This is a genomic window from Streptomyces sp. NPDC097595, assembly GCF_044761525.1.
In the GTDB taxonomy this organism is placed as follows: Bacteria; Actinomycetota; Actinomycetes; order Streptomycetales; family Streptomycetaceae; genus Streptomyces; species Streptomyces drozdowiczii_A.
In genome coordinates this window covers 1-23,238 of record NZ_JBIWCN010000005.1, presented here as the reverse complement: position 1 = coordinate 23,238, position 23,238 = coordinate 1, and the positions used below count along the sequence as shown (strand labels likewise).

The 23,238-nt window shown below is 72.2% G+C and carries 22 protein-coding genes and 2 pseudogenes; 14 read left to right on the top strand and 10 right to left on the bottom strand.

The genetic code is table 11. From position 1 onward, the window contains the following. Nucleotides 1–4: 4 nt before the first annotated feature. A complete protein-coding gene (locus ACIQZN_RS09520; protein ID WP_403989975.1) occupies nucleotides 5–1,357 on the top strand; it encodes an MFS transporter in 1,353 nt (450 codons plus the stop codon). Nucleotides 1,358–1,477: 120 nt separating this feature from the next. Continuing rightward, the gene (locus tag ACIQZN_RS09515; RefSeq protein ID WP_403989973.1) at nucleotides 1,478–2,740 is read left to right on the top strand and encodes a hypothetical protein; all 1,263 of its coding nucleotides are present in this window, start codon (nucleotides 1,478–1,480) and stop codon (nucleotides 2,738–2,740) included. 72 nt (nucleotides 2,741–2,812) lie between these two features. On the opposite strand, the gene ACIQZN_RS09510 is transcribed toward ACIQZN_RS09515, so the two are convergent. Next, nucleotides 2,813–3,472: a hypothetical protein gene (locus ACIQZN_RS09510; protein WP_403989971.1), complete on the bottom strand. Its 660-nt coding sequence runs from the start codon at nucleotides 3,470–3,472 to the stop codon at nucleotides 2,813–2,815. 57 nt (nucleotides 3,473–3,529) lie between these two features. Continuing rightward, nucleotides 3,530–4,978, bottom strand: coding sequence for an MFS transporter (locus tag ACIQZN_RS09505; RefSeq protein ID WP_403989969.1), 1,449 nt, complete (start codon nucleotides 4,976–4,978; stop codon nucleotides 3,530–3,532). A 58-nt stretch (nucleotides 4,979–5,036) separates the two neighbouring features. Between ACIQZN_RS09505 and ACIQZN_RS09500 the strand changes: the two genes are divergently transcribed. Next, the gene (locus ACIQZN_RS09500; RefSeq protein ID WP_403989967.1) at nucleotides 5,037–5,705 is read left to right on the top strand and encodes a TetR/AcrR family transcriptional regulator; all 669 of its coding nucleotides are present in this window, start codon (nucleotides 5,037–5,039) and stop codon (nucleotides 5,703–5,705) included. 36 nt (nucleotides 5,706–5,741) lie between these two features. Here ACIQZN_RS09500 and ACIQZN_RS09495 read toward each other — a convergent pair whose 3' ends face one another. Next, nucleotides 5,742–6,902 carry a Rieske 2Fe-2S domain-containing protein gene (locus ACIQZN_RS09495; RefSeq protein WP_403989965.1) on the bottom strand — a complete coding sequence of 387 codons (1,161 nt, stop codon included), beginning with the start codon at nucleotides 6,900–6,902 and terminating at the stop codon, nucleotides 5,742–5,744. Between the two features lie 219 nt (nucleotides 6,903–7,121). On the opposite strand from ACIQZN_RS09495, the gene ACIQZN_RS09490 reads away from it, so the two are divergent. The 3 genes from ACIQZN_RS09490 (at nucleotide 7,122) to ACIQZN_RS09480 (ending at nucleotide 9,656) form a co-directional block, all read left to right on the top strand. Further along, on the top strand, nucleotides 7,122–7,727 hold the full coding sequence (locus ACIQZN_RS09490; protein WP_403989963.1) for a DUF6461 domain-containing protein: 606 nt from the start codon (nucleotides 7,122–7,124) through the stop codon (nucleotides 7,725–7,727). A gap of 162 nt (nucleotides 7,728–7,889) precedes the next feature. Further along, nucleotides 7,890–8,423 (top strand): hypothetical protein, encoded by a 534-nt coding sequence (locus ACIQZN_RS09485; protein WP_403989961.1) that lies wholly within the window; start codon nucleotides 7,890–7,892, stop codon nucleotides 8,421–8,423. Nucleotides 8,424–8,525: 102 nt separating this feature from the next. Further along, entirely contained in the window at nucleotides 8,526–9,656 is a 1,131-nt protein-coding gene (locus tag ACIQZN_RS09480) for an NADAR family protein (protein WP_403989959.1), read from the top strand. A 23-nt stretch (nucleotides 9,657–9,679) separates the two neighbouring features. Here the strand turns inward: ACIQZN_RS09480 and ACIQZN_RS09475 are convergent, their stop codons facing one another. Continuing rightward, nucleotides 9,680–10,381 (bottom strand): bleomycin resistance protein, encoded by a 702-nt coding sequence (locus tag ACIQZN_RS09475; protein ID WP_403989957.1) that lies wholly within the window; start codon nucleotides 10,379–10,381, stop codon nucleotides 9,680–9,682. A gap of 104 nt (nucleotides 10,382–10,485) precedes the next feature. Here ACIQZN_RS09475 and ACIQZN_RS09470 point away from each other — a divergent pair, with 104 nt between their 5' ends. The 6 genes from ACIQZN_RS09470 (at nucleotide 10,486) to ACIQZN_RS09445 (ending at nucleotide 15,285) form a co-directional block, all read left to right on the top strand. Then, on the top strand, nucleotides 10,486–12,066 hold the full coding sequence (locus ACIQZN_RS09470) for an amidase family protein (RefSeq protein ID WP_403989955.1): 1,581 nt from the start codon (nucleotides 10,486–10,488) through the stop codon (nucleotides 12,064–12,066). 187 nt (nucleotides 12,067–12,253) lie between these two features. Then, a complete protein-coding gene (locus tag ACIQZN_RS09465) occupies nucleotides 12,254–12,538 on the top strand; it encodes a hypothetical protein (RefSeq protein ID WP_403989953.1) in 285 nt (94 codons plus the stop codon). A 354-nt stretch (nucleotides 12,539–12,892) separates the two neighbouring features. Beyond that, on the top strand, nucleotides 12,893–13,234 hold the full coding sequence (locus tag ACIQZN_RS09460; protein WP_403989951.1) for a hypothetical protein: 342 nt from the start codon (nucleotides 12,893–12,895) through the stop codon (nucleotides 13,232–13,234). A 23-nt stretch (nucleotides 13,235–13,257) separates the two neighbouring features. Next, nucleotides 13,258–14,211, top strand: coding sequence for a hypothetical protein (locus tag ACIQZN_RS09455; protein WP_403990832.1), 954 nt, complete (start codon nucleotides 13,258–13,260; stop codon nucleotides 14,209–14,211). 170 nt (nucleotides 14,212–14,381) lie between these two features. Next, nucleotides 14,382–14,936 carry a hypothetical protein gene (locus ACIQZN_RS09450; RefSeq protein WP_403989949.1) on the top strand — a complete coding sequence of 185 codons (555 nt, stop codon included), beginning with the start codon at nucleotides 14,382–14,384 and terminating at the stop codon, nucleotides 14,934–14,936. 97 nt (nucleotides 14,937–15,033) lie between these two features. Further along, entirely contained in the window at nucleotides 15,034–15,285 is a 252-nt protein-coding gene (locus tag ACIQZN_RS09445) for a helix-turn-helix domain-containing protein (protein WP_403989947.1), read from the top strand. A gap of 23 nt (nucleotides 15,286–15,308) precedes the next feature. Here the strand turns inward: ACIQZN_RS09445 and ACIQZN_RS09440 are convergent, their stop codons facing one another. Genes ACIQZN_RS09440 through ACIQZN_RS09420 form a run of 5 tightly spaced genes read right to left on the bottom strand, consistent with a single transcriptional unit; the run spans nucleotide 15,309 to nucleotide 21,712 of the window. Further along, nucleotides 15,309–15,821: a GFA family protein gene (locus ACIQZN_RS09440; RefSeq protein WP_403989945.1), complete on the bottom strand. Its 513-nt coding sequence runs from the start codon at nucleotides 15,819–15,821 to the stop codon at nucleotides 15,309–15,311. A 30-nt stretch (nucleotides 15,822–15,851) separates the two neighbouring features. After that, nucleotides 15,852–16,958 (bottom strand): NUDIX hydrolase, encoded by a 1,107-nt coding sequence (locus ACIQZN_RS09435; protein ID WP_403989943.1) that lies wholly within the window; start codon nucleotides 16,956–16,958, stop codon nucleotides 15,852–15,854. Between the two features lie 25 nt (nucleotides 16,959–16,983). Then, nucleotides 16,984–18,372 carry a phosphotransferase gene (locus ACIQZN_RS09430; RefSeq protein ID WP_403989941.1) on the bottom strand — a complete coding sequence of 463 codons (1,389 nt, stop codon included), beginning with the start codon at nucleotides 18,370–18,372 and terminating at the stop codon, nucleotides 16,984–16,986. Further along, complete coding sequence (locus tag ACIQZN_RS09425) at nucleotides 18,360–19,802, bottom strand: NUDIX domain-containing protein (RefSeq protein ID WP_403989939.1); 1,443 nt, start codon at nucleotides 19,800–19,802, stop codon at nucleotides 18,360–18,362. The genes ACIQZN_RS09430 and ACIQZN_RS09425 overlap by 13 nt, the downstream gene beginning before the upstream one ends. Before the next feature lie 47 nt (nucleotides 19,803–19,849). Beyond that, nucleotides 19,850–21,712: an ABC transporter ATP-binding protein gene (locus ACIQZN_RS09420; protein ID WP_403989937.1), complete on the bottom strand. Its 1,863-nt coding sequence runs from the start codon at nucleotides 21,710–21,712 to the stop codon at nucleotides 19,850–19,852. A 332-nt stretch (nucleotides 21,713–22,044) separates the two neighbouring features. On the opposite strand from ACIQZN_RS09420, the gene ACIQZN_RS09415 reads away from it, so the two are divergent. Next, nucleotides 22,045–22,704, top strand: coding sequence for an MSMEG_1061 family FMN-dependent PPOX-type flavoprotein (locus ACIQZN_RS09415; protein ID WP_403989935.1), 660 nt, complete (start codon nucleotides 22,045–22,047; stop codon nucleotides 22,702–22,704). A gap of 135 nt (nucleotides 22,705–22,839) precedes the next feature. Then, nucleotides 22,840–23,139: pseudogene (locus ACIQZN_RS09410) on the top strand (serine/threonine protein kinase); the annotation flags it as partial. On the opposite strand, the pseudogene ACIQZN_RS09405 reads toward ACIQZN_RS09410, so the two are convergent. Then, nucleotides 23,139–23,238, bottom strand: a pseudogene (locus ACIQZN_RS09405) (IS481 family transposase); the annotation flags it as partial. The pseudogenes ACIQZN_RS09410 and ACIQZN_RS09405 overlap by 1 nt on opposite strands.

The following is a 23,238-nucleotide window of genomic DNA, read 5'->3' as shown; positions in this document are numbered from 1 at the left end:
AGACATGACGTCGAACCGCAGGCACACCGAGAACAACGACCGGGACGGCAGGGCGACCCGCAGAGTCGCCCTGGCGACCCTCAGCGGGACCGTACTCGAGGGATACGACTTCTTCGTCTACGGAACGACCTCCGCCCTCATCTTCAACTCCCAGTTCTTCCCCTCCCTGAGCCCCACCGCGGGCACGCTCGCCGCGTTCAGCACCTTCGCCGTGGGATTCGCCGCCCGCCCCGTCGGCGGCCTGGTCTTCGGGCACTTCGGCGACCGGGTCGGCCGCAAGGGCACCCTGGTGGTGTCCCTCCTGATGATGGGGATCGCGACCACCCTCATCGGGCTCGTCCCCAACTACGCCGTCATCGGCGTCTGGGCGCCCGTCCTCCTGGTGCTGCTGCGCTTCGTGCAGGGCATCGCCCTCGGTGGCGAGATGGCCGGCGCGACCCTGCTCTCCATGGAGCACGCCCCGGACGGCAGGCAGAACCTGTTCGCGGGCTTCCCGCAGATGGGCACACCGGCCGGGCTCGTCCTGGCCAACCTGGTCATCCTCACCACCGGCGCCGTCATGCCGGACGCCGCCTTCACCGCCTGGGGCTGGCGCATCCCGTTCCTGCTCAGCGCAGTGCTGGTCGTCGTCGGCCTCTTCGTACGCCTCCGCGTGACCGAGTCGCCGTCCTTCGCGTCCGCCGTCGCCCACGACAAGGTCGTCGCCAACCCCCTGGCGGAATCCCTCAAGGTCGGATTCCCGCGCCTCACCACCACCCTGTTCGCCGCCGTCGCCAGCGGTGCCGTGGGCTATGTGTTCATGGTCTACGGCCTCTCCTACGGCACTTCCACCGTCGGCTTCGACCGCCAGTTCCTGGTGCTGTGCGTCACCGCCGCTGCCGCCGTCTGGTGCTGCCTGATCCCGTTCTGGACGACGATCGCCGACCGCTTCGGCCGCCGCCGGATGTTCCTGGCGGGCTCCGTCGCGCTCCTGGTGGCGGGCTCCGCCTTCCTGCCCCTCATGGACTCGGGCTCCCGGGCCGTCACCCTGGTGGCCTTCCTGCTGATGGGGCTCGTCATGCCGATCACGCACAGCGTGCAGGGCGCGATCATCGCCGACACCTTTCCGGTGCACGTCCGCTACTCCGGCTCCTCCCTCGTCATGCAGACCGGGGCGATCATCGGAGGCGGCCTCGCCCCCATGATCGCCGTCGCCCTCCAGGACGCCACGGGCTCCTCGCTGGGCGTCACGTTCTACGCCGGCGGCATCAGCCTCGTCAGCCTGGTCGCGGCGGTCCTGATGTTCCGGATGACGCCGGGCGCGGCCGTGGTGGCCGCGCCGGTTCCCGCGCCCGAGCCCCAGAGCGAGGCGGTCTGACCCCGGGAATCCGGCCGCTCACGGCACATCTCTGGCCAGTTACGCCCTCACGCCGCAACTCCCGTGGCCGTTACATTCACCCCGACCCGGACCCGTACACCTGAGGGGGAACACGTAACGATGCGAGCCATACGCTTACGCTCCGGCAGCCGCACCACCGCTCTGCTCATCGCGGTGACCGCCACGGCGACGACCCTGGCGGTCACCGCGATCGGCCCCGCCGCGGCCGCACCGGCCGCCGCGGCACCCGCCGGAGCGACCTCGCCCCAGCCCGGCGACGCCTGTACGACGGCCGACCTCGGTACCCGCCACCCGTACATCAAGAGCACCGAAGTGTCCCCGACGATCACCCACTTCAAGGGCTGGTACGTCACCGAGGGCACTACCGGCGAACAAGCCGTCACCACCACCACCGCGACCACCATCACGGTCTCCGTCGGCCTCGACGACAAGATCGAGGCGAGCTTCGCCGCCGACGCCCTCAGCAAGGCCGGCGTCACCGTGGGCCTGAGCGTGAAGCTGGAGTCCTCCACCACGAGCACCGAGTCGAACGCGGTGACGTGGAGCTTCAACCAGCCCGGCTACTACGGCGTCTACAAGGGCACCAAGAAGGTCACCGGCACCTACGGAAGCCTCAACTGCAACCGCGCCCAGCAGTCCGACGGCAGCTGGGCGCTCCGGTGGGCCGAGGGCCCCGGCAACGGCGGCTTCACCACGTACACCACCCTCGAAGAGGGCGCCGTGCGCTGCGAGGACCAGGTCCCCGCCGGAAGCATCATGGCCAAGGCGCAGAGCCTCCTCGACTGCGGCTCGCCCACCGCGAAGGCCGCGCACCCGGCGGGCGCGGTCGCCCCGACGGCGAAGCAGCGCCAGGACCGCGCCGCCCAGCCCGCGGCCCCGGCAGGGCGTTCCGGGGCCGCCGCGCAGGCCGCTCTCGACTGCCAGTCCGCCGTGTACAAGATCGAAGTACCCGGAAAGCCCCTGTCCTGGGGCGCGCCGCTCCTCGCGGACGACGGCGTCCGGCTGCGGCCCTCCTCCATCTTCAGCGCCCACCTGGACAACTGGCGCCTGTGCAACGTGACGGAGAGCAACGGCGTCCTCGAAGCGACCCTGTGGAACTGGGGCAACGGCGGCTGCGCGACCATCGCCGAACCGGATGCCGCCACCGAACGCGCGATCCTGACGACGGCCTCCTGCACGGAGGACGACCTCCAGCGCTTCTACATCTACCGCGACGTCCCCGGCAGCACGTCGATCGGCGTCCAGAACAAGTACACCGGCTCCATGATGGGCCACGACCGCTACGCGGACGGCGAGTTCATCCGCCAGTACTCCAGCGGCAGGCAGGACGGCACGGGCACGTACTCCCTGACGGGAGTCTGAACCCCGGTCACGCCACGCGGCCCCGCACCCGAACCACGTAGCGGTGCGGGGCCGTTGGCATGCCCGGACGGTTCAGTCGTAAGTCCTGCCACTCACCTGGTCGGGCCCGAAGTAGCGGACGGTCACGGAGGCGAGCGGCGGGAGGGGTTCGCCCTCCGAGGCACCCCAGGCGTGCTTGAAGGTATGAACCACACAGGTGCGCACCGGATGCATCGGGCCGTCGTCCATGTCCCCGAGGGAATTGGCGCTGCACGGCCGGTTCTGCGGACGTGCCAGGGCGAAGCAGGCCAACGTCGTGCGTCTGTCCTCGAACCGGAAATAGTCGGTGACCGCCCGGTTGCCGAAGTCCATGTGTGCGAAGACGACGGCGACGTCCTCGTCCCCGTACGGGGCGGCCCGCAGCGCCACCGGCAGGTCGAGCAGCTTGTCACCGGTGGCGAGCAGCCGCCCCTCCTCGTGCGACGGGCCCCACGGCGGGGGTTCGTCGTCCGTGTCCCACGGAAACTGCTCGGTCCACAGCACGGCTCCCACGGACGCCTTGCCCCACCTGGCCTGCCCGCTGACGCTGCCCCAGTTGAGACTCGCGTTGACGCAGAGCCGTCCGGCGACCAGCGCCCACGGCGTCCGCACCACACGCTCGCGCGCCAACTCGACCGCCAGCCGGCCGAAGGCCTCCGGCTGGAGAAGAACCGGCTCGGGAGGTGCGATGAAGGCGTCGGTCCAGATTCCCATGCCCCACTTGTAGCAACGGGCGCCCGGTGGTGGCGAACAGATTGATGGTCGCGGTCGTCACGAAGGGGTTCCCTCCAGCCGGTTCTCCGCGGTGTCGCCGGACCGCCGGACAGGCGCCACGGTCCGGCGGCGCGGCAGCACCCAGACGGCCACCGCGGCCGCGAGCGCGAAGATGGCGGCGGCCGCGGCCAGGCCCAGGGCGTAGCCGTCGTTCAGCGCGACGGGGTCCGTGGTCGGGCCGGTGTGGTGCGCGGCAACCGTGGCCAGGGCGGCCAGTCCGATGCAGCCGCCGAGTTGGCGGGAGCTGTTCATCAGGCCGGAGGCCATACCGGCCTCGTGCGGAGCGACGCCCGTCGTCGCGGCGGCGGCGACCGGTGCCAGGACCAGCCCGGCGCCGACGCTGGTGACGAGCGACGGGCCCAGCACGTCGACCAGGAAACTGCCGCCGGGGTTGATGAGGGCGAACCAGGCCAGGCCCGCCGCCGCCAGCAGCGCCCCGGGCACCAGAGCCACCCGGGGAGTGCGGGACGACGTGATGCGGGTGGCGACGACGGTCCCCGCGACCAGGCCCAGCGAGAACGGCAGGAACGCGGCGCCGGTCGCCGCGGCCCCCATGCCGAGGACCTGCTGCATGTACAGGGACACGAAGTAGAACGCGGTGAACTGCCCGGCCGCCGCCAGGAACACCAGCACGTTCGCGCCGGACACCCATCGGCTGCGCAGCAGACCGAGCCGCAGCAGCGGCGCGGCCATCCTCGCTTCGGCGAAGACGAAGGCGCCCAGCAGCAGAGCCGCGGCGGCGAGGGTCGCCCAGGTGACCGGGGAGCCCCAGCCCACGGTGTCGGTGCGGACGACACCCAGCACCAGCAGCCCGATGCCGCCCGTCGCCAGGACGGCGCCCAGCGTGTCCAGCCGCTCCCGCCGGGCGGGTGAGACGTCGGCCGGTACGCCCGCCGGGACGAGCGCGAGAGCCGCCGCGACGATGGGCAGGTTGATCAGCACGACCCAGCGCCAGCCCGCGTACTCGGTCAGCAGCCCACCGGCCAGCACGCCCAGCGCACCGCCCGCGGCGGTCACCGCGCTCCACACGCCCAACGCCCTGACCCGCTGGGGGCCTTCGGTGAAGGTGGTGGTGAGCATCGCCAGCGCGGCCGGTGCCGCCGCGGCGGCGCCCAGGCCCTGGCCGGCGCGCGCGGCGATCAACTGCCAAGGCGCCTGGGCCAGCCCGCCGGCCAGCGAGCACAGGCCGAAGACGGCCAGCCCCAGCACGAACATCCGGCGCCGGCCGTACAGATCGGCGGCCCGGCCCCCCAACAGCAGGAACCCGCCGAAGGTGAGCGCGTACACGTGCACGACCCACGACAGGTCGAGCGGCGCGAATCCCAGCGCCGAGCGGATCGCGGGCAGGGCGACATTGACGACGGACATGTCCAGGGCGACGACGAACTGGGCGACGGCGGCGGCCGCGAGCACCAGACCGGGCCTCCCACGAGAGTTTCTATACATGTATAAAAATGTAGCGCCGGGATCCGCCGTTGTCGATGGCTGAGGAATGATGGGGGGCATGCCGCAACCATCCGAAGCACGCAGAACCCCGGGCCGGCCTCCTCGTATCTCGCGCGAGGCGATCATCGGGACGGCCCGCAGGATCGTGGAGGAGGAGGGCGTGAACCGGCTGACCATGCGGCGGCTGGCCACGGAAGTCGGCAGTACGCCGATGGCGCTCTACCACCACGTCCGCGACAAGGAGGAACTGCTCGTCCTGCTGCTGGACGACTACGCAGTCCGCGCCCTGCACCGCCCGGAACTGCCCGCCGACCCCCGCGAGCGGGTCGTCGTGGCCGCCGCCGCCATCCACGAGGCGCTGGCCGCCTGCCCGTGGATCGTGGAGGTGCTGACGGCCGACGATCTGATGTCGAAGAGCGCGCTGTGGTTCGTGGAGCAGATCGTCGGCGGCCTGGTCGAAGGCGGCCTGTCCCTCGACGAGGCCGTGCACGGCTACCGCGCGATCTGGTACTACACCGCCGGGGAGATCGTGGTGCGCAGGACGGCCGCCCGACGGCGTGCCGAGGACGACCGCGCGACGTACCGGGAGGAAGTCTTTTCCGGTCTCGACCCGGACGAGCTGCCCCGCCTCGCGCGGGCGGCGGACCGCTGGGCCCCGCTGACCGCCGAGGACACTTACGGTGAGGGCCTCAAGGCCCTGGTGGAGGGGCTGTTGGCCGGGCGCTGACGGGTCCCGGGGCCCACCCGTACCCGCGAGCGGCCCTCAACGTACAGGTGCCGAGTCCGTTCGCAGAGGCTCCGGGGCTCCGCCCCCGCACATCCCCGCCCCACCCGCGCAGGGCTCCGCGCCACGCGGCCCCGCGGAGACGGCCAGGGGGACTCCGTTGGACCGCAGCGTCTCGCGTACGTCCAGGATCAGGGAGAACACCTCGTGGTTACGGTCCTCGCCCTGCTCGTCCCACGCCCGCTGCTCCGCCTGGACCGCCATGCGGTCCTGCGCGAAGATGCGCTCGGTGAAGCGCCGGATGAGGGGCGCGGCCACGGTGAGCGCGGCGGGGACGCGGGGCTTCTTGATCATGAGCAGCCCGTAGACATGGCAGGCGCGCTGGTCGGCGCCCACGGGCACGTACACCGCCCAGAGGCTGAAGACCGGCTCGTCGGCGCCCTCCGGCACCAGATCGAGAGTCTGGTACGGGTACTTGGTGCGGATGGTCATCACGTCGCGGGAGCCGCCCGAGATCCCCTCGGCCGCCAGCACGCTCGCGCCGGCGTTCCGCTTGCCTCCGGCGTGGGTGAACAGATACCGGGCCTCCACCGACCGGCCGTCGCCGCTTTGGCCGATGAGCTCGGGACGGAGCCGGCCGACGACACCCTGGTGCAGGAACTGGTGGTTCATGTCCAGCAGGTTCTCGTGCATGAACGAGTAGTGGCAGCGCACGAGCCGCGAGTACGTCAGCGTCTTGTACCGCCCCGAGCTGAAGGCGGGCAACTCCGGAAGAGCGGTGGCCTGCGCCTTGTCCGGGTCGCCGGGAAAGACGAAGACGAGACCGTACGCCTCGCGCACGGGGAAGCCGCGCACACCCCGGGGCGGCCTGCGGTCCTCCTTCGTCAGATACGGGATCTGCGAGATGCGCCCGTCACCCCGGTAGGCCCACGCGTGATACCGGCACCGGAGCACGTCACCCTCCACGACGCCCATGCTCAGCGGAACCTGCCGATGCGCGCACCGGTCCTCCAGCGCGTGCACGGCCCCGCTCTTCCCCCGGTACAGCGCGAGACGCTCACCGGCGAACACGGCCGCGACCACCTTCCCGACACGCACGTCCCGGGTCAGCGCCACCGGGTACCAGTAGTCGGGATCAGCACCGACGCGCCGCAGATCCACCGCACCGGAGAGCCCCACGTCCGCGCCGGTCTCCTTCATGCCTCTCCCTCACAGATGGGTCACCCCGCCCACCCCATGATGGCCGCGCCCGCCCCGGCTGCCCCGTCAAGCGCGTCTGGACCAGTGACGGAGGCTGCCCGGGCCCGCGGCCAGAGCTCGTGATCCTCGGCCAGGCCCTTCCAGTCGATGCCGCCCAGCGTGGCGTCGCCGGTCTCGCCCGAAGGGACGTCCAGGCCGGCGCGTGCCAAGATCCCCCGCATGACGACCACTGCCACGGATTACGCATGGTTCGAGGAACGCTTCCCGGACCTCGCAGAGGCGTACTGCTTCACGCTGGTGCACGATCTCGCGCCGTCCGCGCTGCTCCACCGCCTCGGCGGTCGTGCGGAACCGGCCCTGACCGGCACGGGCGCACTCGTCGAGGCCGCCCACGACCTCTTCGACCGCCCGGACGGCAAGCGGCAGCTCGTCGCCATGGCCACCGTCGGGTCATGGACCCTTGTGATCGAACCCAACGGCTACCTGGGAGTCACCGAGGAACTGGCTCTGGCCGCCTCGGCCGGCACCCGCTGGGTGTCGCATTTCGTCAACATCAACGGTCTCGATGCTTTTCTCTGGGCCGAGGACTCCGTGCGGCGCCTCTGGTTCGAGCCGATGTTTCCCGACGAGCGCTGGGGCACCACACCCGACGAACTGGTGCAGGCCATGCTGAGCATCGGCTTTCACTTCGGTGACGACACCCCGGACCCGGACCTCTCGCCCCTGGCCGCATTCGCTCTCGCCCAGCACCTGACCGGCGTCGCCGTCACGCCGGAACTGCTCGAAGACACCGTGTTCACGTGCGGCAGCGCCCCGATCGCCTGACCCCCCGGCGGGGGGAGGGGCGTTACGCCCACGGTCTGATGCCGCCCCCGGTGTGTGCGCCGGAAGGCGTGCCCGCTCCGCCGCCGGGACGGATGTGGGCGTACAGGGGCGCGTGGCAGCCTCCGTGATGTCGCCATCGGCCGCACCACGAGGAGCCTCCGCATGACCAGCAGCGCGCTGCCGTCCGCCCCCGCCCGCACCGTGACGACGGCGCCCGTCCCCTTGTGGGCCCGTCGTACGGCCTCGGCGGTTCTGTGGGCGTCCGTGCCGTCCGCGCTGTGGCGGTTCGCCGTGGTGCTCGGCGTCCCGCTGGGGCTCGCCGACTCCGAGTACGAGGCGATGCTCATTCCCGGCTGGGGGTATCTCGCGGTGCCCCTGCTCTCCGTGTTCCAGGAAGCCCTGGCCTTCCTGACGCTGGGGCTGGTACGGCCGTGGGGCGAGGTGTGGCCGCGGTGGGTCCCTCACCTGCGCGGGCGCCGGATACGCGTACTCGCCACGACGATACCGGCGGCGCTCGGGGCACTCGCCTGCACGGTATACGGCGTGCTGTTCGTCTGGACGACGCTGCACTCCGACATGGCGATCACCCCGTGGGGAGAGTGGGTGATGACCGTCTGCTACGTGCCGATCGTGGCGTGGGGACCGCTGCTGGCGGTCGTCACCACGCACTACTACCGCCGCCGCGCCCGCCGTTGACCGCCGCTCACGGCAACCGCTCGTGTACGTCGATCCATCCGCTGAGCCGGTCCTTCGCCGGCCCGAGGCCGACGTGCGTGCCGAAGGCGATAGCGTGCGTCCATGACATGGCGGGGACCGACGTATCGGATGGTGGATGGGGAACGAATCGACGGGGCCTGGTGCCACATCTGGCGGCGGCACCAGATGGATGGTGGGTACTACCTCGACGACCTGATCGTCTTCGCGGACGGAAGGATCACCTGCGGAGAGCGCACGGATCTGGCCGGCCTCGCGAAGAAGCTGGTGGCGGGGCGTTGGGCGGTGACCGACCCGGAGATTCCGGCGCCGCCGGACCCGCCGTCGAAGTGGGAGGCCCGCTACAGCGAACGGGTGACACCGGAGGGCTTCCTCCTGGAGGTCGCCGACCGCATCGAGAAGCTCAACAAGCGGCCGACCTCCGGTGAGCGCTGCTGGGACGCGATCCGGCAGCACGAGCAGCAGCCGACCGAGGCGAACCGGGAACTGCTCCGTGCGGCCTACCTGGCGGTTCCCGCGCACCTCCGGGTCTATGTCCTCGGCGACATGGACCTCCAGGACCGGCCCCTGCGGATCCTGCTCACGGAGATCGGCGAGGCCGTCGACGGCGACGGCCCCGTGGTGACGCCGGAGATGCACCAGGGCGCCCTGGACTACTTCGCCCGCACGAGCAAGGCCGTCCAGGACGAGCGGGAGCGGCGGGCCGTCCAGCATGCCGACGATCCCGTGGAACCCGGCCGCCCGGCGCTCGTCTCCCATGAGACCGTCTACCCGCAGGGATGGCCCGACGAGCCGGGGCTGTTCGTGCTCCGCAACGACTTTCCCGCCCCCGTCGAGTTCGCCGGCGACTCCTACGCCTCCGTACTGCACGGGTACTGGGCCCTGTCGGCGTCCGACGCCTCCGACAGGCGCGGGATCCGGGACGCGGCCTCCGGCAGGGAGGCGCACGACCTGGGCGGACGGGCCGCGCGCCGGAGCGACTGGCCCGACGTCCGGCTCGCGGTCATGGCCGGACTCCTGCGCGCGAAGTTCACCCAACACCCCGAACTCGCCCAGGTCCTCCTCTCCACCGGGGACGCCAGGATCAGCTACACCGGCTTCGAGGACTCCCCCTTCTGGCGCGACGTCCCCGACGACCGGGGGCGGAACTGGATGGGCCGGCTGCTGGAGCTGACCCGTTCCGAACTCCTCGCCCGGCAGCTGCTCCGGACCTGATCCGCCCTGCGCCGGGCGCCGGCTCAGTCCCGTAGCTCCTCAACGCGTTCCAGGTCGTCGCGCGCCGACTCGCGCTCCCGTTCGGTGAGGGGGAGCGCGGCGGCCCGGGCGAGCGCGGACGCCGCGGTCGCGTCGTCACCGAGGCGCCCTGCGGCGTCCGCACGCAGGATCAGGAGGCGCAACAACTGCACGGGGGTGGGCGATTCGTCCTCCAGGCCGAGCACCCGGTCGATGATCCTCGCGGCGCCCGCCGGGTCGTTCTTCGAGTCCGCGAAGAGCGAGGCGTGATGCAGCGCCCGTGCGAAGGTCTCCTCGGGGGCGGGCCGGTGATGCTGGTCCCGGCTGGTTGGCTGCCCTATGCGCAGGCAGTTGCCGGCCGGATCGGTGACGAGGAACTGCCTCGCGCCGTACGAGGTGTCCTTCAGCGGCCCCACGCGGGGGAGCCCGCGCGTCGGGATCCTGCCGTACGCGGCCTTGAGGCTGCTCCGGAAGGACGCGTACAACCCGTCGACGTCATCGGTCCGGATGTAGCACGTGCTGTACGACGCGGCGGGTTCGTACCGCTTCATGCCGAAGAAGTGCAGCTGGATATCACCGCGCTCCACGACCGCGTACGGGTTGGGGCTCGTCTGCCGGAAGGTCGCCTCGAATCCGAGGGCGGCGTAGAAGTCGACAATGGGCTGGATGGTCCGGCAGGGCAGGATCGGGATCGTCTTCTCGCTCATGCCTTCAGTCTAGTCAAATTTGAATAGTTGATGCGAGGGTCCCGAACGGGCGTGCGGTGAGGGCCTCTTGTGCCGTACCGGCTCGGTGTAGTGGGGTGGCCGCCATGAAGACGAGAAGCGTGGCGGCCCTGACCGCGATCCTGGTCGTGGCCCCTTTGGCCGCGGTGGCGCCCGGTGCGCAGGCAGCCCCTCAGTCCCGCCCCGGCGGCTCGGCGCGATCCGCCGGATCCGCGCTGGTCGGCGGCATCGACCTCGATACGGTCACCATCCCCGAGCTCCAGACCCGCATGGCCCGCGGATCACTGTCCTCGGTCCGGCTCACCCTCGCCTACCTGCGGCGCATCAAGGCCATCGACCCGAAGATCAACGCGGTCCTCCGCACCAGCCCCACGGCACTGGGGCAGGCGGCGGCCAGTGACATCAGGCACCGCCTCGGCCGGACCCGCGGCCCACTCGACGGCATCCCCGTCCTGCTCAAGGACAACGTGAACACCCGGGACATGCCGACGACCGCCGGGTCGCTCGCCCTCGCCGGGAAGCCGCCGGCGGCCGACGCGGAGCTGGTCGCGAAGCTGCGCGCGGGCGGCGCGGTGATCCTCGGCAAGGCCAATCTCTCCGAGTGGGCCAACTTCCGTGCGGCCAAGCCGACATCGGGCTGGTCGGCGGTGGGCGGCCAGACCCACAACCCGTACGTACTGGACCGCAACCCCTGCGGCTCGTCCGCCGGTTCGGCCGCCGCGCTCGCCGCGTCGCTGGCACAGGTGGCGATCGGCACCGAGACGGACGGCTCCATCGTCTGCCCCGCCGGGATGAACGCCGTCGTCGGCCTCAAGCCGAGCCTCGGCGTGGTCAGCCAGTCGGGCGTCGTCCCGATCTCCGCGGAACAGGACACCGCCGGCCCCATGGCCCGGAACGTGATCGACACCGCGCTCACTCTGTCGGTCCTCAGCGGCGGCGACCCCGACCCCGGCCTCGCGGCAGCGGCGGCCCGCCCCGGTGCGCTGCGCGGCAAGCGGATCGGCCTGTGGCGGCTGCCGGTGCTCGGCGCCGAGGTCGACGCCCTCATGACGCGCACCGCCGAACGGCTGCGGGCCTCGGGCGCCGAGGTCGTGGAGGTGGACCTTCCGTACCAGGAGCGCCTGGCCGCACTCGAATTCCCGGCCCTGCTCAGCGAGTTCCACCGGGACATCGACGCCTACCTCGCGACGAGAAAGGGGCCGCGCGACCTGGCCGGGCTCATCGAGTTCAACCGGACCCACCCGCAGGAGCGGACCTGCTTCGCCGGACAGGAGCTCTTCGAGCAGGCACTCGCCGCGCCGCCCACCACCGACCCGGAATACCGTTCCATGCGCGCCGAGTTGGCGGATCTGTCCCGTCGCTCCATCGACGAGGTCATGACCGAACACGGCCTGGACGCGATCGCCTCCCCGGCGAACCCGCCCGCGTGGACCACCGACTGCGGCCGGGGCGACAACGACGTGATCCCGTCGTCGACGCCCGCCGCCGTCGCCGGCTACCCCTCGCTGTCGGTGCCCGCCGGTTTCGTGGGCGAACTGCCGGTCGGGCTGCTGCTCATGGCGGGGAAGAACCAGGACGCCGACCTGCTGTCCCTGGGGGCGGCGGTGGAACACCGGCTGGACGGCCGGCGCGCGCCTCGGTACCTGCCGACGCTGCCGACCGGTTGAACCGACCGGGGGCGGGGGCGCGCGGGACGGGACTGAGTACGTTGGTGCGTTCGAGTGAGTATCGACGCTCATGAGCGGCCCGGCGGCTGCGGGAGAGCATCGCCTCATGAACACACGACCCCGAGCAACGCCCCCCGCCCTGTGGGCACCTGTCCAGCCGGCTTCCGCTGCGCGGCCCGGAGTCGCCGTGGCCACCGCCCTGCTGGGCGCTGCCACGGCCCTGTCGGTGACGTGGCTGACCTTCATGGTCCTGATGATCTCCGTCTGGGGCGCGGCCTCGGGGGCGGCGGTCGGCGGGTTCCTCGGGGGCTACGCCGCATGCCTGGCCGGCGGAGCCGCGCTGCTCGTCGCACTCGCCTTCCTGCCGCCGGTACGCCGCATGGCCCCGCCCCGGCGCTGGTTGCTCCTGGCTGCGGTGGCGTGCCCCGTCCCGCTGACGCTGGCCGTCGTGACCTGGGTGGGCGCCGGCTGACCGGTCAGCGGATGGGGCGGACCCGGTAACTCACGGCCTGGTATGGGAAGTCCGCCGTGTGCAGGCTGCCCAGGGCGAAGCTCAGGTCGCCCTCGGCCTCGGCGCTGAACTACGCGGCCGTGGACGTCGAAGTGTTCTTCGACGCCGCCCGGGCGTGGTTTTCCACACCGGCGCGCACCAGACGGGCGCGGCGACGCCTGTGGGCCTCACCAGCACCGGGTGCCACAACTGCGGTGGTTACGGCTCATCGTGTCTGCCACCTCTACGTCCGAGAGGGGGAAGATCGCTTTCCAGCCATATGAGTTCCGCCGAAGTGGCACTGGGTGGCGGTGACCGCCCGTAGCGTGGGGCGGCATGACTGTGCTGATCATCGGCGGCAGCGGCCTGCTGGGCACCGAGTTGGTGCGCCAGGCCGCCCCCTCGGACGGCCCCCCGGCCGCCACGTACCGTTCCCGTCCCGACGCCGCCGGGGTCTTCCACCTCGCCGGCCCGGACGCCCTCAGCCGCCACCGGTTGGGCGAGCTCATCGCCCGCCGGGACGGCCTCGACCCCGCGCGGCTGCCCTCCGCCCGCCGCAGCGATACGGGTCTGCCCGGCGGGATCGACGTACGACTGGACTGCCGTGCCACGCAGCGCAAGCTCGACACCCGGCTCCGGGGCGCCCGCGCATTCCTGCGCGCAGGGGACCCGGCATGACGAGGACCACGCCGGCCCGACCGGTGTCCGTGGAGGCCGTGTTCCCGGAGCTGGCCCCCTACCGGGCCCGGACCACACGGTTGCACCCCAGGCCGGGGCGGCCCGGCCCGCGCGACAGCCATATCGGCGGGCCGATGCTGTGGCCGGCGGACGAGCCGTGGCCCCTCTGCCACGAGCCGCACCGGCGCGAGACCGAGGGGTACGCACCGGAGGAGATCCGCAGCGCCCGCGCCGCCGGCGTGTGGCCGCCGAGCAGGGAGTCTCCCGGAGGCGACGGCCCGGCGCCCTTCGTCGGGCTGGCCCAGCTCTTCCGCCGCGACATCCCGGGCCTCGCCTGCGGGCCCGACGGCGCCGACCTGGTGCAGCTCTTCCGCTGCCCGTTCACCCACGGCCCGCACCTGGAGCGCCGCTACCACCTGCGTTGGAGGCAGGCCGCACGCACCGGGCAGGCGGAACCCTTCCTCGCCGCGCCGCCCCAGGTGCCCCTGCTGCGGTGGGAGCATGAACTCCCCGAACCGTGCGTGCTGCACCCGGAAGAGGTGGACACGTACCCCTGGGCGGAGGACGACACGCTGCCGGCGTCCCTGATCGCGGACATCGACGCGTGGGACGACGCGCAGGTGGCGGAACACGGACCCGACGCACCGAGCTACCAGTACGACCTGTCCATCCCTCCCGGCTGGCGTGTCGGCGGCTACCCCAGCTGGGCGTCGACGGGCCCCATGACCATCGGCTGCGCGTCCTGCGGCACCCCCATGGAGCTGCTGCTGACGGCGGAGGGGTACGAGATGGACGGCGGCTCGCACAGCTGGGCGCCGCTGGAGGACCGGGACCCGCCGCTGAGGGGGAAGGCGTCGATCCGGGGCGGTGTCTCGGTCGCGCAACCCACGCGGCTCCGGTTCGGCCGGGACCACGATCTGCACGTCTTCGTCTGCCCGGCGGAGCCCGGCCATGTGCCTCGGTGGGTGCTTGCGTAGACCTGCGGCCGGGATTGACACAGGCGCGCGGTGGATTCCTGAGCGTGCGAAAAAAGGCATCTGCACCACTTAACGGTGAACCTGGCTGCTATGTCCCTTGAAACGGGAGCCAGTTGGAAAGGCTGGCCGTGCACCTCAAAGAGGCGCACGGCCAACCCGAGGAGAAGACCTTGAAGCGTGTCCCGTTCCGCCGTACCGCCGGACTGATGGCCGCCGCGGCGGCCCTGATCGCCGGTCCCACCCTGTCCGCTCACGCCATGACCCCCGCCGCCCCGAGCGGACAGCAGACCTACGCCGCGCAGGCGCGGGCCGCCGGCCTCACCGACCAGCAGGCCGGTGAGCTCCAGCGACAGGTCGACGCGGTACGCGCCCAGGAGCCCCGGGCCCGCCAGACGTCCGCGAACACCCTCGACATCCCCGGCGGCACCGTCACGCTCCCCGCCCCCGGACAGTCCGAGACCCGCAGTCCGGCTTCGCCCCGCACGGCCCTGGCCTGCGGGAACGGGCACCTGTGCATCACGGACGGGCGCGGCGTCAACTACGACTACTACCGCTGCGGCTACTACGACTTCAACGGCATCGGCGACGGCACCTTCAACAACAACCAGACCTCAGGAACCCGCGCCCGCTTCTACAACAGCGACGGCAGCGAACGCTGGTCCCACGTCGCCAAGGGCACCGGCACCGCCTCCTGGACCCCGGTCTTCCACATCCGCCCCTGCTGAACCTGGCGCCTGCCCCCGCCCCGGCTCCGGGGCGGGGGCAGGCGACCCAGCCGTAGCCTGTCCTCAACGAATGCGGCGAACAACAGGGGTGGGCCACGTGGGCAGGAGCGAAGAATCCGAGCGGCTGGCGAAGGCTCTCGTGGCGCTACGGGAGGCCGAGGGCATGTCCGTGGGGGAGCTCGCACGGCGCACCCGGTTGAGCCAGGCGACCATCAGGCTGCATGAAAGCGACCGAGGAGACGCTCCCCTTCCCTTCGCGGCCCGCCGCTTCGAAGAAGTGCTCGGCTGGGCGCCGGGCTCCATCCCCACCACCGAGTCCGAACCTCCGCCGGACCCCGTCCCCAGGTAGACCGAGCAGGCGGGCTCCCGTCCTCAGAGGCGCCGCCCGGCGCCACGATGCCCGAGGGACCGTAGCGCTGAACTGGGCCGGTACGGCGCAGCCGAGCCAGTAGTTGTAGAGCGTCCCGTAGGGTCCGGATTCGGTGAGGCGAGGTCGATGGTCATCCAGGGCGCGGCCTCCTGCCGGTAGGAGTGCCCGACAGGGTCGGTGCCGCTGCGGTCGGTGAGGCTGAACCCGGTGACCATGATCGTGTCGGAGTCGTCGGCGACGGAGACGAGATGCGTCCCGCAGCGCGGGCAGAAGCCCCGGCGCAGGGTCGGCCAAGTGGCGTACCACGTCGGCTCGCCGCCCGGACCGGTCCACGTCAGCCCGTCCCCGTCGAAGCCGACCCACAGGACCGTGGGCGCGCCGGAGATACGTGTGTCGTGCGGGCATGAGCACAGGTGCGGGTCGATCGGGTCGCCCAGGACCCGGAACGTGATGTAGTGGCACTGGCAGTGCCCGGTCCGGGCCTGCTGGGACGGCGGCATGGGGGCGGCGGTCATCGCATCCTCGATTCGGTACGGGAAGAAGCGCTACCAGGTGGTGGGGCGCACGATCTCGGTGATGGGCTGGGGGTGCGGGGCCTCGGGGATGCCGAGCACGGCGCGGCCCCGGTGGGCGGCCGCAAGCTGCTCGGCCGCCTCGGACGGCCCCCAGTCGAAGAACTCCAGGGCCTGCTCCGGGGTGGCCAGGACGCGTACGTACGTCTGAGCGGTGGCCGGATCGACGGCGGCCTCGCCCACGCTCGCCAGCCTGGCGGCGTAACGGACCCGCGCGCGCCGGCCGGAGGGGTCGGACAGGTACCCGAGGTAGTGGGCGTCTCCGAGCTCCGCGGTGGCCTCCTCGCGGCACTCCCGGACGGCGGTCACCAGGGGATCGCCGCCGTCCTCCGGTTCCGTCGTGCCGCCGGGCAGACAGGGCGCGCCGGTGTCCGGCTCGAAGAGCACCAGGACCCGCCCGTCCGGGGCGAAGGCCCAGACCCAGGACTGCCGGACCGTGAGGCCGGCGGGCACGGGCCCGGGGTGGAACGGCAGGTGGTGACAGGCCCGGGCGGTGCGCAGGACACCGACCCGGTCGAGGACGGTGGGGGCGATCGGGAGGCCGTCCTCCAGGAGCACCGGGCCGGCGCCGTTGATCCGGGCGCGGAGCGCGGAGAGGGTGCGGCGGGCATCGCCGGGGGACATGAGCGAGGGGAGATCGGCCGGCTCGGCGAACTCGATGCCCTCGATCTCGCCCGGCGCGGGCCGGATGGCCGCGATCCGGTCCTCGTCCCAGACGCCCCCGTCGAAGACGTGCAGCAGCTCGCCCGGGAACCGCAGCGCCGGGGACGCCGCCCGGCCGGCGGGGGAGACCCAGTCGACGGCCAGCCCACGGGTGACGGCCGCCGCGATGCCGAGCTCCTCCTCCAGCTCGCGGGCGGCGCCCCGGGCCGGTGACTCGCCCCGGTCGACGGCTCCGCCGGGCAGCAGGCGGGTGGGCCGGTAGCCGACCCGCTGAAGCAGGACCTGGCCGAGCCGGTTGGTGATCAGCACACTGGTGCCGGCCCACAGCGCGGCCGAGGCGCGCAGCGTCCCGTACGCCTCGTCGCTCATCGCGACACGGGGAGGTTCGCCGGGTGCGGATGCCGTGGTCATCTCCATACCTTTCTCCTTGGGTTCATTCGGGTCACTCGTAGGATCCGGGCACCCGGGGGCGCGGGTGGTCGGCGCGGAGCCGGGCCAGGGTGCGCCGGCCGCGTTCGATGAGTTCGGGGTCTCCGTGCGCGGCGCCGTACGCGATGCCGGAGACGGCGTCGAGGGCTGCCAGGACGACGAGTTGGGCCTCCTCCTCGCGCGTGAACGGGCGCCTGTAGCCGTTCATCACGGCTGCCAGAAGGTCGGGGCGGCCGTGCCAGCTGTCGGAGAGCCGTACGAAGTCCCGTATCGCGGGGCCGCCTTCGGAGCGCTCGAAGTCGATCACGTACAGCGTGCCGGTGTCCTCGTCCCAGCGCAGGTTGCGCAGCTGGAAGTCGCCGTGCGTGGGGACGGCGGGCAGGGCGGCGGCGCCTTCGACCGTGATACGTACGAACTCCTCGTCACCGTCGACCAGATGGGGCCGGGCTCCGTCCAGGTGCCGTTCCCACTTCTCCACGGGCGGGACCCCGCCACCAGGTCGGCGCGGGGCGGCGCTGTTGTGGATGGCCGCCGCGAGCTGCCCGATGCGGCGGAAGACCTCGCGCTCCTGCTCGGGCGCCAGCACGGCACCGTGAAGGGAGCGGCCGCCCACCGCCGTGAGCACGACGGCCCGCAAGGTGGCGTCGGCGGCCACCAACCGGGGCGCGGCCTCACCGAGCCCGGTGGCCCAGCCCCGTAACGCCGTGACCTCGCGCCGGTGGAAACGCTCGTTCTGGTGGACCTTGACGTACCAGGTGCCGCCCTCGGCACCGTACGCCCGCCAGACGCGGCTCTCCTCCCTCGCCCAGGAGACGTCCGTCCAACGGCTGATCCGCCCCACCGCCCGCTCGGCGAAGGCGCGCACCGGGCCGTCCGGCATGGCGCCCCGGTCGCCGGGGACCAGGAGCAACCGGTCCACGGCAGGGTCGTACGCGATGGGGTCGCCCGGCTCCTGGAAGTGCACGGCCAGGTGTGCACCGCTCCGGTAGGCGTCCAGCCCCGCCCGGCAGTACGCGACCATCGGCTCCGGCAGCGCGTCCAGCGCGAACCACCCCATCGCATCGCACTTGTCCGGCTCCATGACGCGCGGCGTGCCGCTCCACCGCCGCACCTCGAAGAAGACCCCGATCCTCGCCCGGCCGACCGGTGGCCGGTGGTGCACCGTGACGGCCGCGCGCACGTCCGCCGGAGCCACCACGAGACCGGTCTCCTCCAGGGTCTCGCGTACGACGGCGTCGACCACGGTCTCGGTCTCCACATGGCCCGAGGGCGCGTGCCACAGGCCGCTCGCGTACACGTCACCAGCGCGCCGGGACAGCAGCACCTCCGGCCCCCGGTCGCCGTCGCGCACGGCCAGCAGGTGCGCGTCCACCGGTGCGTCGGCGCGGGTCAACGCGTCCACCCCAGCTCCGTGTAGACGCGTCCGGCCCGGATGCCCTCGATCGCGGCCCGTGCGTAAGGGACCAGCGGCTCGGGCAGGTCCTTCGCGTTCCACCACTGCCAGGCGACGCACTTGTCCGGCTCCCTCAGCTCGGGCGTGCCCTCCCAGCGCCGTGCGCGGAAGAACAGGCCGATCCTGGGCCTGCCGCCCGGCCGGTTGACCGTGTGCACGGTGTGGACGAGTTCGACATCGGCCGGGTCGATCACCAGCCCCGCCTCCTCGTACGCCTCCCTGACCAGGCAGGCCGTCGCGGACTCCGCCTCGCAGTGGCCCGCCAGTACGTGCCAGATGTTGCCCGCGTACGCCGAGTCGGGGTGCCGCAGCCCCAGCAGGACCTGGCCGTCCCGCTCCAGGTAGAGGTGGACGCCGACGACGTTCAGGACCGTCTCCGATGCCGGGCCGGCGGGCGCGTCGTGCTCGGCGGCATGGCGCTCCAGTAGCGCCCGGGTCGACGGCAGCATCGTCATGTACGGGAACTTCTCCGGGCGCACCCAGACGACCATCACGCCCTCGGCGAGCGGCAGATGGGCCGGGTCGCCGTTCCAGCGGCCGGTGAAGACCTGGACCGGCACCCGGGTCCCGTTCGTGCCGGTGACGTGCTCGACCGCGTACGGCACCAGGCCGGCGACCGTCAGGTCGGCCTCCTCGCGCAGCTCCCGGCGGACCGTGTCGAGCAGCGTGCGGTCCTGCGGCTCCCAGCCGCCGCCGAGCAGGGACCAGCACCCCGACTCCCAGATCCACGGCTTGTTGGCGTCCCGCAGGTGCAGCAGGTACCGGCCGTGGCCGTCGTGGATGAGCGCGGAGGCGTTCACCGGCTCGGGCTGCCCGTCCAGTCGCGCCTGGAGGAGCTTTGTACGCAGGGTCGGTGACCTGACCTCCGCCAGGGGGAGCCACTGCGCGCCGGACACCTCCTCGTCCTGGAGGGTGATCGGCGGCGGCTCCTCGTCGGCGAGGTGGAACACGTAACGGAAGTCGTAGTGCCGGTGCGCCTGTTCGCCCTTCGCGGGGCGCGCGTCGATGTCGTGTACGTCGATGTCGATGGGGGAGCCGAGCACCTGCCGGGTCAGGCATACGGCGCCCGGAGGGATTCCGGTCTCCTCCTGGAGCTCGCGCAGCGCGGCGGTGAGCAGGCTGCGGTCGCCGGGCTCGGTGTGGCCGCCCGGGGTGAGCGCGAGCCCGTCGGAGGCCCGGTGCCGGATGTGCAGGACCCGGCACCGGCGGTCGATGACGACAGCGCTGCACGTGACGTGGGCGGGGAGCGTCGCACGGTCGGCCGGGTCGTCGGCGCCGCCCAGGAGGGACAGCAGCCCGGCGAGGGATTCCCGCTCGTGCGGATGGCGCGCCAGGTACTCCTCGGTGGTGGTGCGGATGTGGGAGCGGGTGAGCGGCATGTCGTGACCTCGGGACGGCGGAAGGGGTACGGGGAGGTGGCGGCGGCTCACGCGGGGGCCTCGTGCTTGTCGTCGTCCGGCTCGGACGTGATCTGGTAGGACAGCAACTGCCGGAAGAGGCCGGGCTGTTCGGCGAGCTCGGCGTAGGTGCCCTCCTGGACGACGCGGCCCGCGTCCAGCACGACGATGCGGTCGGCGACGGCCACGTTCGCGATGCGGTGGGTCACCAGCAGCACCGCCCGGTCCCGGGCGAGGGACCGCAGCCGCTGGAAGATGCGGAACTCGGCTCGCGGGTCGAGGTTGGCCGTCGGTTCGTCCAGGACCAGCAGCCCGGCCTGGCGGAAGAACGCCCTGGCCAGGGCGATGCGCTGCCACTGGCCGCCGCTGAGCTCCTCGCCGTTGAGCCATTCGCGGGCCAGGAGGGTGTCCAGTCCGGCGCCCAGCTTGTCGACCACCTCGTCGGCGTCGGCCGCCTCGCACGCCTCACGGACCGCCGCGTCGCCGCGCTCGGTGGGCTGCCCCTGGGTGACGTTCTCGCGGACGGTCAGCGGCCAGTGCGCGTAATCCTGCGGTACGAGGGCGACGTGCCGCCACAGCGCCTGCGGGTCGGCCTCGGTGGTGGGGACGCCGTCCCAGAGCACCTGCCCGTCGGTGGGCAGGTAGAGGCCGCTGACCAGCTTCGACAGCGTCGACTTGCCGGAGCCGTTGAAGCCCACCAGCGCGGTCACCTCGCCCCGGCGCAGGGTGAGGGACACCTCGGACAGTGCGTCGTGCTCCTTGCCCGCGTAGCGGTGGGTGACCGACGTGACCTCGATCGTCTCCGGCGGCGCGGGGTGGTGGGGGCCCCGGCGGATGCGGAAGCCGCCCGCCTTGTCGAGGAAGCCGGTCCAGTCGTCCATGTACAGCCCCGTCCGCACGGCGCGCGCGCCGACGGCCACCAGGCCGCGCACCGACATGCCGACGGTCTGCAGGGCGAAGACGGCCGTTCCGGCACGGCCGACGCTGATCCGGCCGGTCGCGAGCAGCCACACGACCGCCGCCCACACCACCGCCGAGCCCAGCCCCCCGCACACCGCGCCGACCAGGGACATCCGCGCGCCCTGGTCGGCCGCGGCCCGGTCCTCGCGGTTGATCCGGGCAACGGTGTGCCGGTACCGGCCGGACAGGAAGTCGGCCATGGTGCCGGCGCGGATCTGGTCGGCGGCGTCCTTGGTGTAGATGTGCCAGCGCAGCACGGACAGCATCCGGTTGTCGCCGTTGCTGCGGAGATTGGCCAGGTAGCGCACACGGGCGGCGCTGACCTGGGCCACGGCCTGCGGCAGGCTCGCGGCGACGAGGAGGGGGAGCAGCACCCAGTGCACACCGGCGAGCACGACGGCCCCGGCGAGGAACGCGGCGGCCGAGGCGATCAGGTCCTGCCCCTCGTTGATCAGGTCCCCGGTGACCTGGGCGCCCCGGTCGGCGGCCTCGCGGTCCCGGTTGAAGTCGGGGTCGTCGTACGCGCACAACTCGACCTCGGCGCAGCCGGTGAGCAGCATCTGCTCGGCCTCGCGGGACATCAGCGGACCCAGCCTGGAGGAGAGCCAGTTGACGGTGATGCCGAGGAGCGCGCGCACTCCGGCGGCCCCGGCGAGCAGGGCGACGGACGGCCATGCGTCGAGGAGGCGGTGGTAGACCTCCCCGTCGCGCAGCAGGGCCGTCAGGGTGCCCGCGATGGCGACCAGGCCCAGGGCCTGCATCACCCCGGTGACCAGCTGGCAGAGCAGCAGGCCGAGCGTCGCCCGCCGGTCGACCCGCCAGGCCAGGGCCAGCGAGCGGCGCACCAGCTGCGGCAGCCGGCGGGCCATGTCGCGCATCCGGATCGACCGGCCGGCCGCCTCGCGGCTGCCGGTGAGGTCGACGTAACGCATCTGCGGCTCGGGCTCGGGCGGTAAGGGGACGGTGCGGGGTCCCGGAACGTCGCCGTTCGATTTAGGCAGGCTGTTGCGAGGGGGAGGGGTGGGGTGCATGGCGTTCCTCCGTCTGGGCGTCGATGTGGCACTGATGCTCTAAAAACGCGAGGGATCCGGTCCCGTTACGGCCGGATCGAAGGGCATTGTGTGAACGCAAGTTCTATTGGAGGGGTCAGGCCGTGGGGCTTCTATGCCGTCGCCGCTGAAACTCGTTCGATCAGGTCGGGTCACCCCTGCAGGGGATTGCGGGCCCCGTGCGACCGTCCGGGCCACACCCGTAGGGTCGCCGTATGACGACACTCTCCACCGGCAGTGCGTTCGACGCGCTCCGAGCCGACGCGGTACGCGATCACGAGGAGCTGCGCCGCACGTACGAGCTCCCGAGGGACACGTCGCTGCGCAAGCAGACGACCGAACTCAACGCACGGACGCAGAAGTTGATCGCCTGCTCGTCACTGGTCCTGGTCGCCAGCGCGGACCCGGAAGGGCGCTGCGACGTCTCCTCGCGCGGCGGGCCCGCCGGGTTCGTGACCGTCCTGGACTCGCGGACGGTGGCGATTCCGGACGCGACCGGCAACAGGCGGCTGGACACCCTGCAGAACGTCATCGCCACCGGCCGGGCCGGGCTGCTGTTCATCGTCCCGGGGCGCACCACGACGCTCCGCGTGAACGGGCGGGCGTGCGTCTCCACCCGCCCGGAGCTGCTGGAGCGGCTGACCCCCGTGGGCAAGCCGCCGGCCAGCGCGCTGGTGGTGGGCATCGAGGAGGTCTACCCGCACTGTCCCAAGTCGCTTCTGCGCAGCGGGGCCTGGAAGCCGGAGCAGTGGCTCTCGGCCGACGACCAGCCGACCTCCGCCGAGGTGACGCTCGCTCAGCTGCGCATGCCGGAGCTCACGATCGCCGACATCGAGCAGGCGGAGGCGGAATCGCTGAAGTACCGGTACGAATAGCGGGCCGTGGCCCGCCGGCCGTCGCCGGGAACGGAGCGCATTCGGTGAAATCTTCGTCGCTCGTGCCGCCATCGCCCAGCGCGTGGGCGGCGACTGGACGGCCGCCGTGCTCGACGCCGACCCGCACGCTGAACGGCCGACGTCATGATCACCATCGACGGCCCCAAGGTGATCGACTTCGGGATCGTCCGTGCGCTGGACGGCCCGACCCACGGCGGACTGACGTCCACCGGCGTGGTCGTCGGCTCCCCGGGCTTCATGGCACCCGAGCAGGTGCGCGGGGAACGGCTCACCACCGCCTGCGACGTCTTCTCGCTGGGCTCGGTCCTCGCCTTCGCCGCCGGCGGACGTCTCCCCTTCGACACGCCCGAGGGGCGCCCGCACGCCCTCATGTACCGGGTGGTGCACGAGGAACCCGACCTCACCGGCATTCCCTAGGTGTATTGACCCGCAGCGTTGTTGACGCGGCTGATCGGGGGTTGGCCTCCGAGTGCGGTGTGGCAGCGGTGGTGGTTGTAGGTGTGGAGGAAGTCT

Bases quoted from the DNA above. Each gene is read 5' to 3' on its own strand.
- ACIQZN_RS09440 (WP_403989945.1), bottom strand. From the start codon at position 15,821: ATGACCGCCGCCCCCATGCCGCCGTCCCAGCAGGCCCGGACCGGGCAC.
- ACIQZN_RS09415 (WP_403989935.1), top strand. From the start codon at position 22,045: ATGACGACACTCTCCACCGGCAGTGCGTTCGACGCGCTCCGAGCCGAC.
- ACIQZN_RS09510 (WP_403989971.1), bottom strand. From the start codon at position 3,472: ATGGGAATCTGGACCGACGCCTTCATCGCACCTCCCGAGCCGGTTCTT.
- ACIQZN_RS09515 (WP_403989973.1), top strand. From the start codon at position 1,478: ATGCGAGCCATACGCTTACGCTCCGGCAGCCGCACCACCGCTCTGCTC.
- ACIQZN_RS09490 (WP_403989963.1), top strand. From the start codon at position 7,122: ATGACGACCACTGCCACGGATTACGCATGGTTCGAGGAACGCTTCCCG.
- ACIQZN_RS09420 (WP_403989937.1), bottom strand. From the start codon at position 21,712: ATGCGTTACGTCGACCTCACCGGCAGCCGCGAGGCGGCCGGCCGGTCG.
- ACIQZN_RS09495 (WP_403989965.1), bottom strand. From the start codon at position 6,902: ATGAAGGAGACCGGCGCGGACGTGGGGCTCTCCGGTGCGGTGGATCTG.
- ACIQZN_RS09425 (WP_403989939.1), bottom strand. From the start codon at position 19,802: ATGCCGCTCACCCGCTCCCACATCCGCACCACCACCGAGGAGTACCTG.
- ACIQZN_RS09480 (WP_403989959.1), top strand. From the start codon at position 8,526: ATGACATGGCGGGGACCGACGTATCGGATGGTGGATGGGGAACGAATC.
- ACIQZN_RS09460 (WP_403989951.1), top strand. From the start codon at position 12,893: ATGACTGTGCTGATCATCGGCGGCAGCGGCCTGCTGGGCACCGAGTTG.
- ACIQZN_RS09435 (WP_403989943.1), bottom strand. From the start codon at position 16,958: ATGGAGATGACCACGGCATCCGCACCCGGCGAACCTCCCCGTGTCGCG.
- ACIQZN_RS09500 (WP_403989967.1), top strand. From the start codon at position 5,037: ATGCCGCAACCATCCGAAGCACGCAGAACCCCGGGCCGGCCTCCTCGT.
- ACIQZN_RS09470 (WP_403989955.1), top strand. From the start codon at position 10,486: ATGAAGACGAGAAGCGTGGCGGCCCTGACCGCGATCCTGGTCGTGGCC.
- ACIQZN_RS09485 (WP_403989961.1), top strand. From the start codon at position 7,890: ATGACCAGCAGCGCGCTGCCGTCCGCCCCCGCCCGCACCGTGACGACG.
- ACIQZN_RS09505 (WP_403989969.1), bottom strand. From the start codon at position 4,978: ATGTATAGAAACTCTCGTGGGAGGCCCGGTCTGGTGCTCGCGGCCGCC.
- ACIQZN_RS09520 (WP_403989975.1), top strand. From the start codon at position 5: ATGACGTCGAACCGCAGGCACACCGAGAACAACGACCGGGACGGCAGG.
- ACIQZN_RS09475 (WP_403989957.1), bottom strand. From the start codon at position 10,381: ATGAGCGAGAAGACGATCCCGATCCTGCCCTGCCGGACCATCCAGCCC.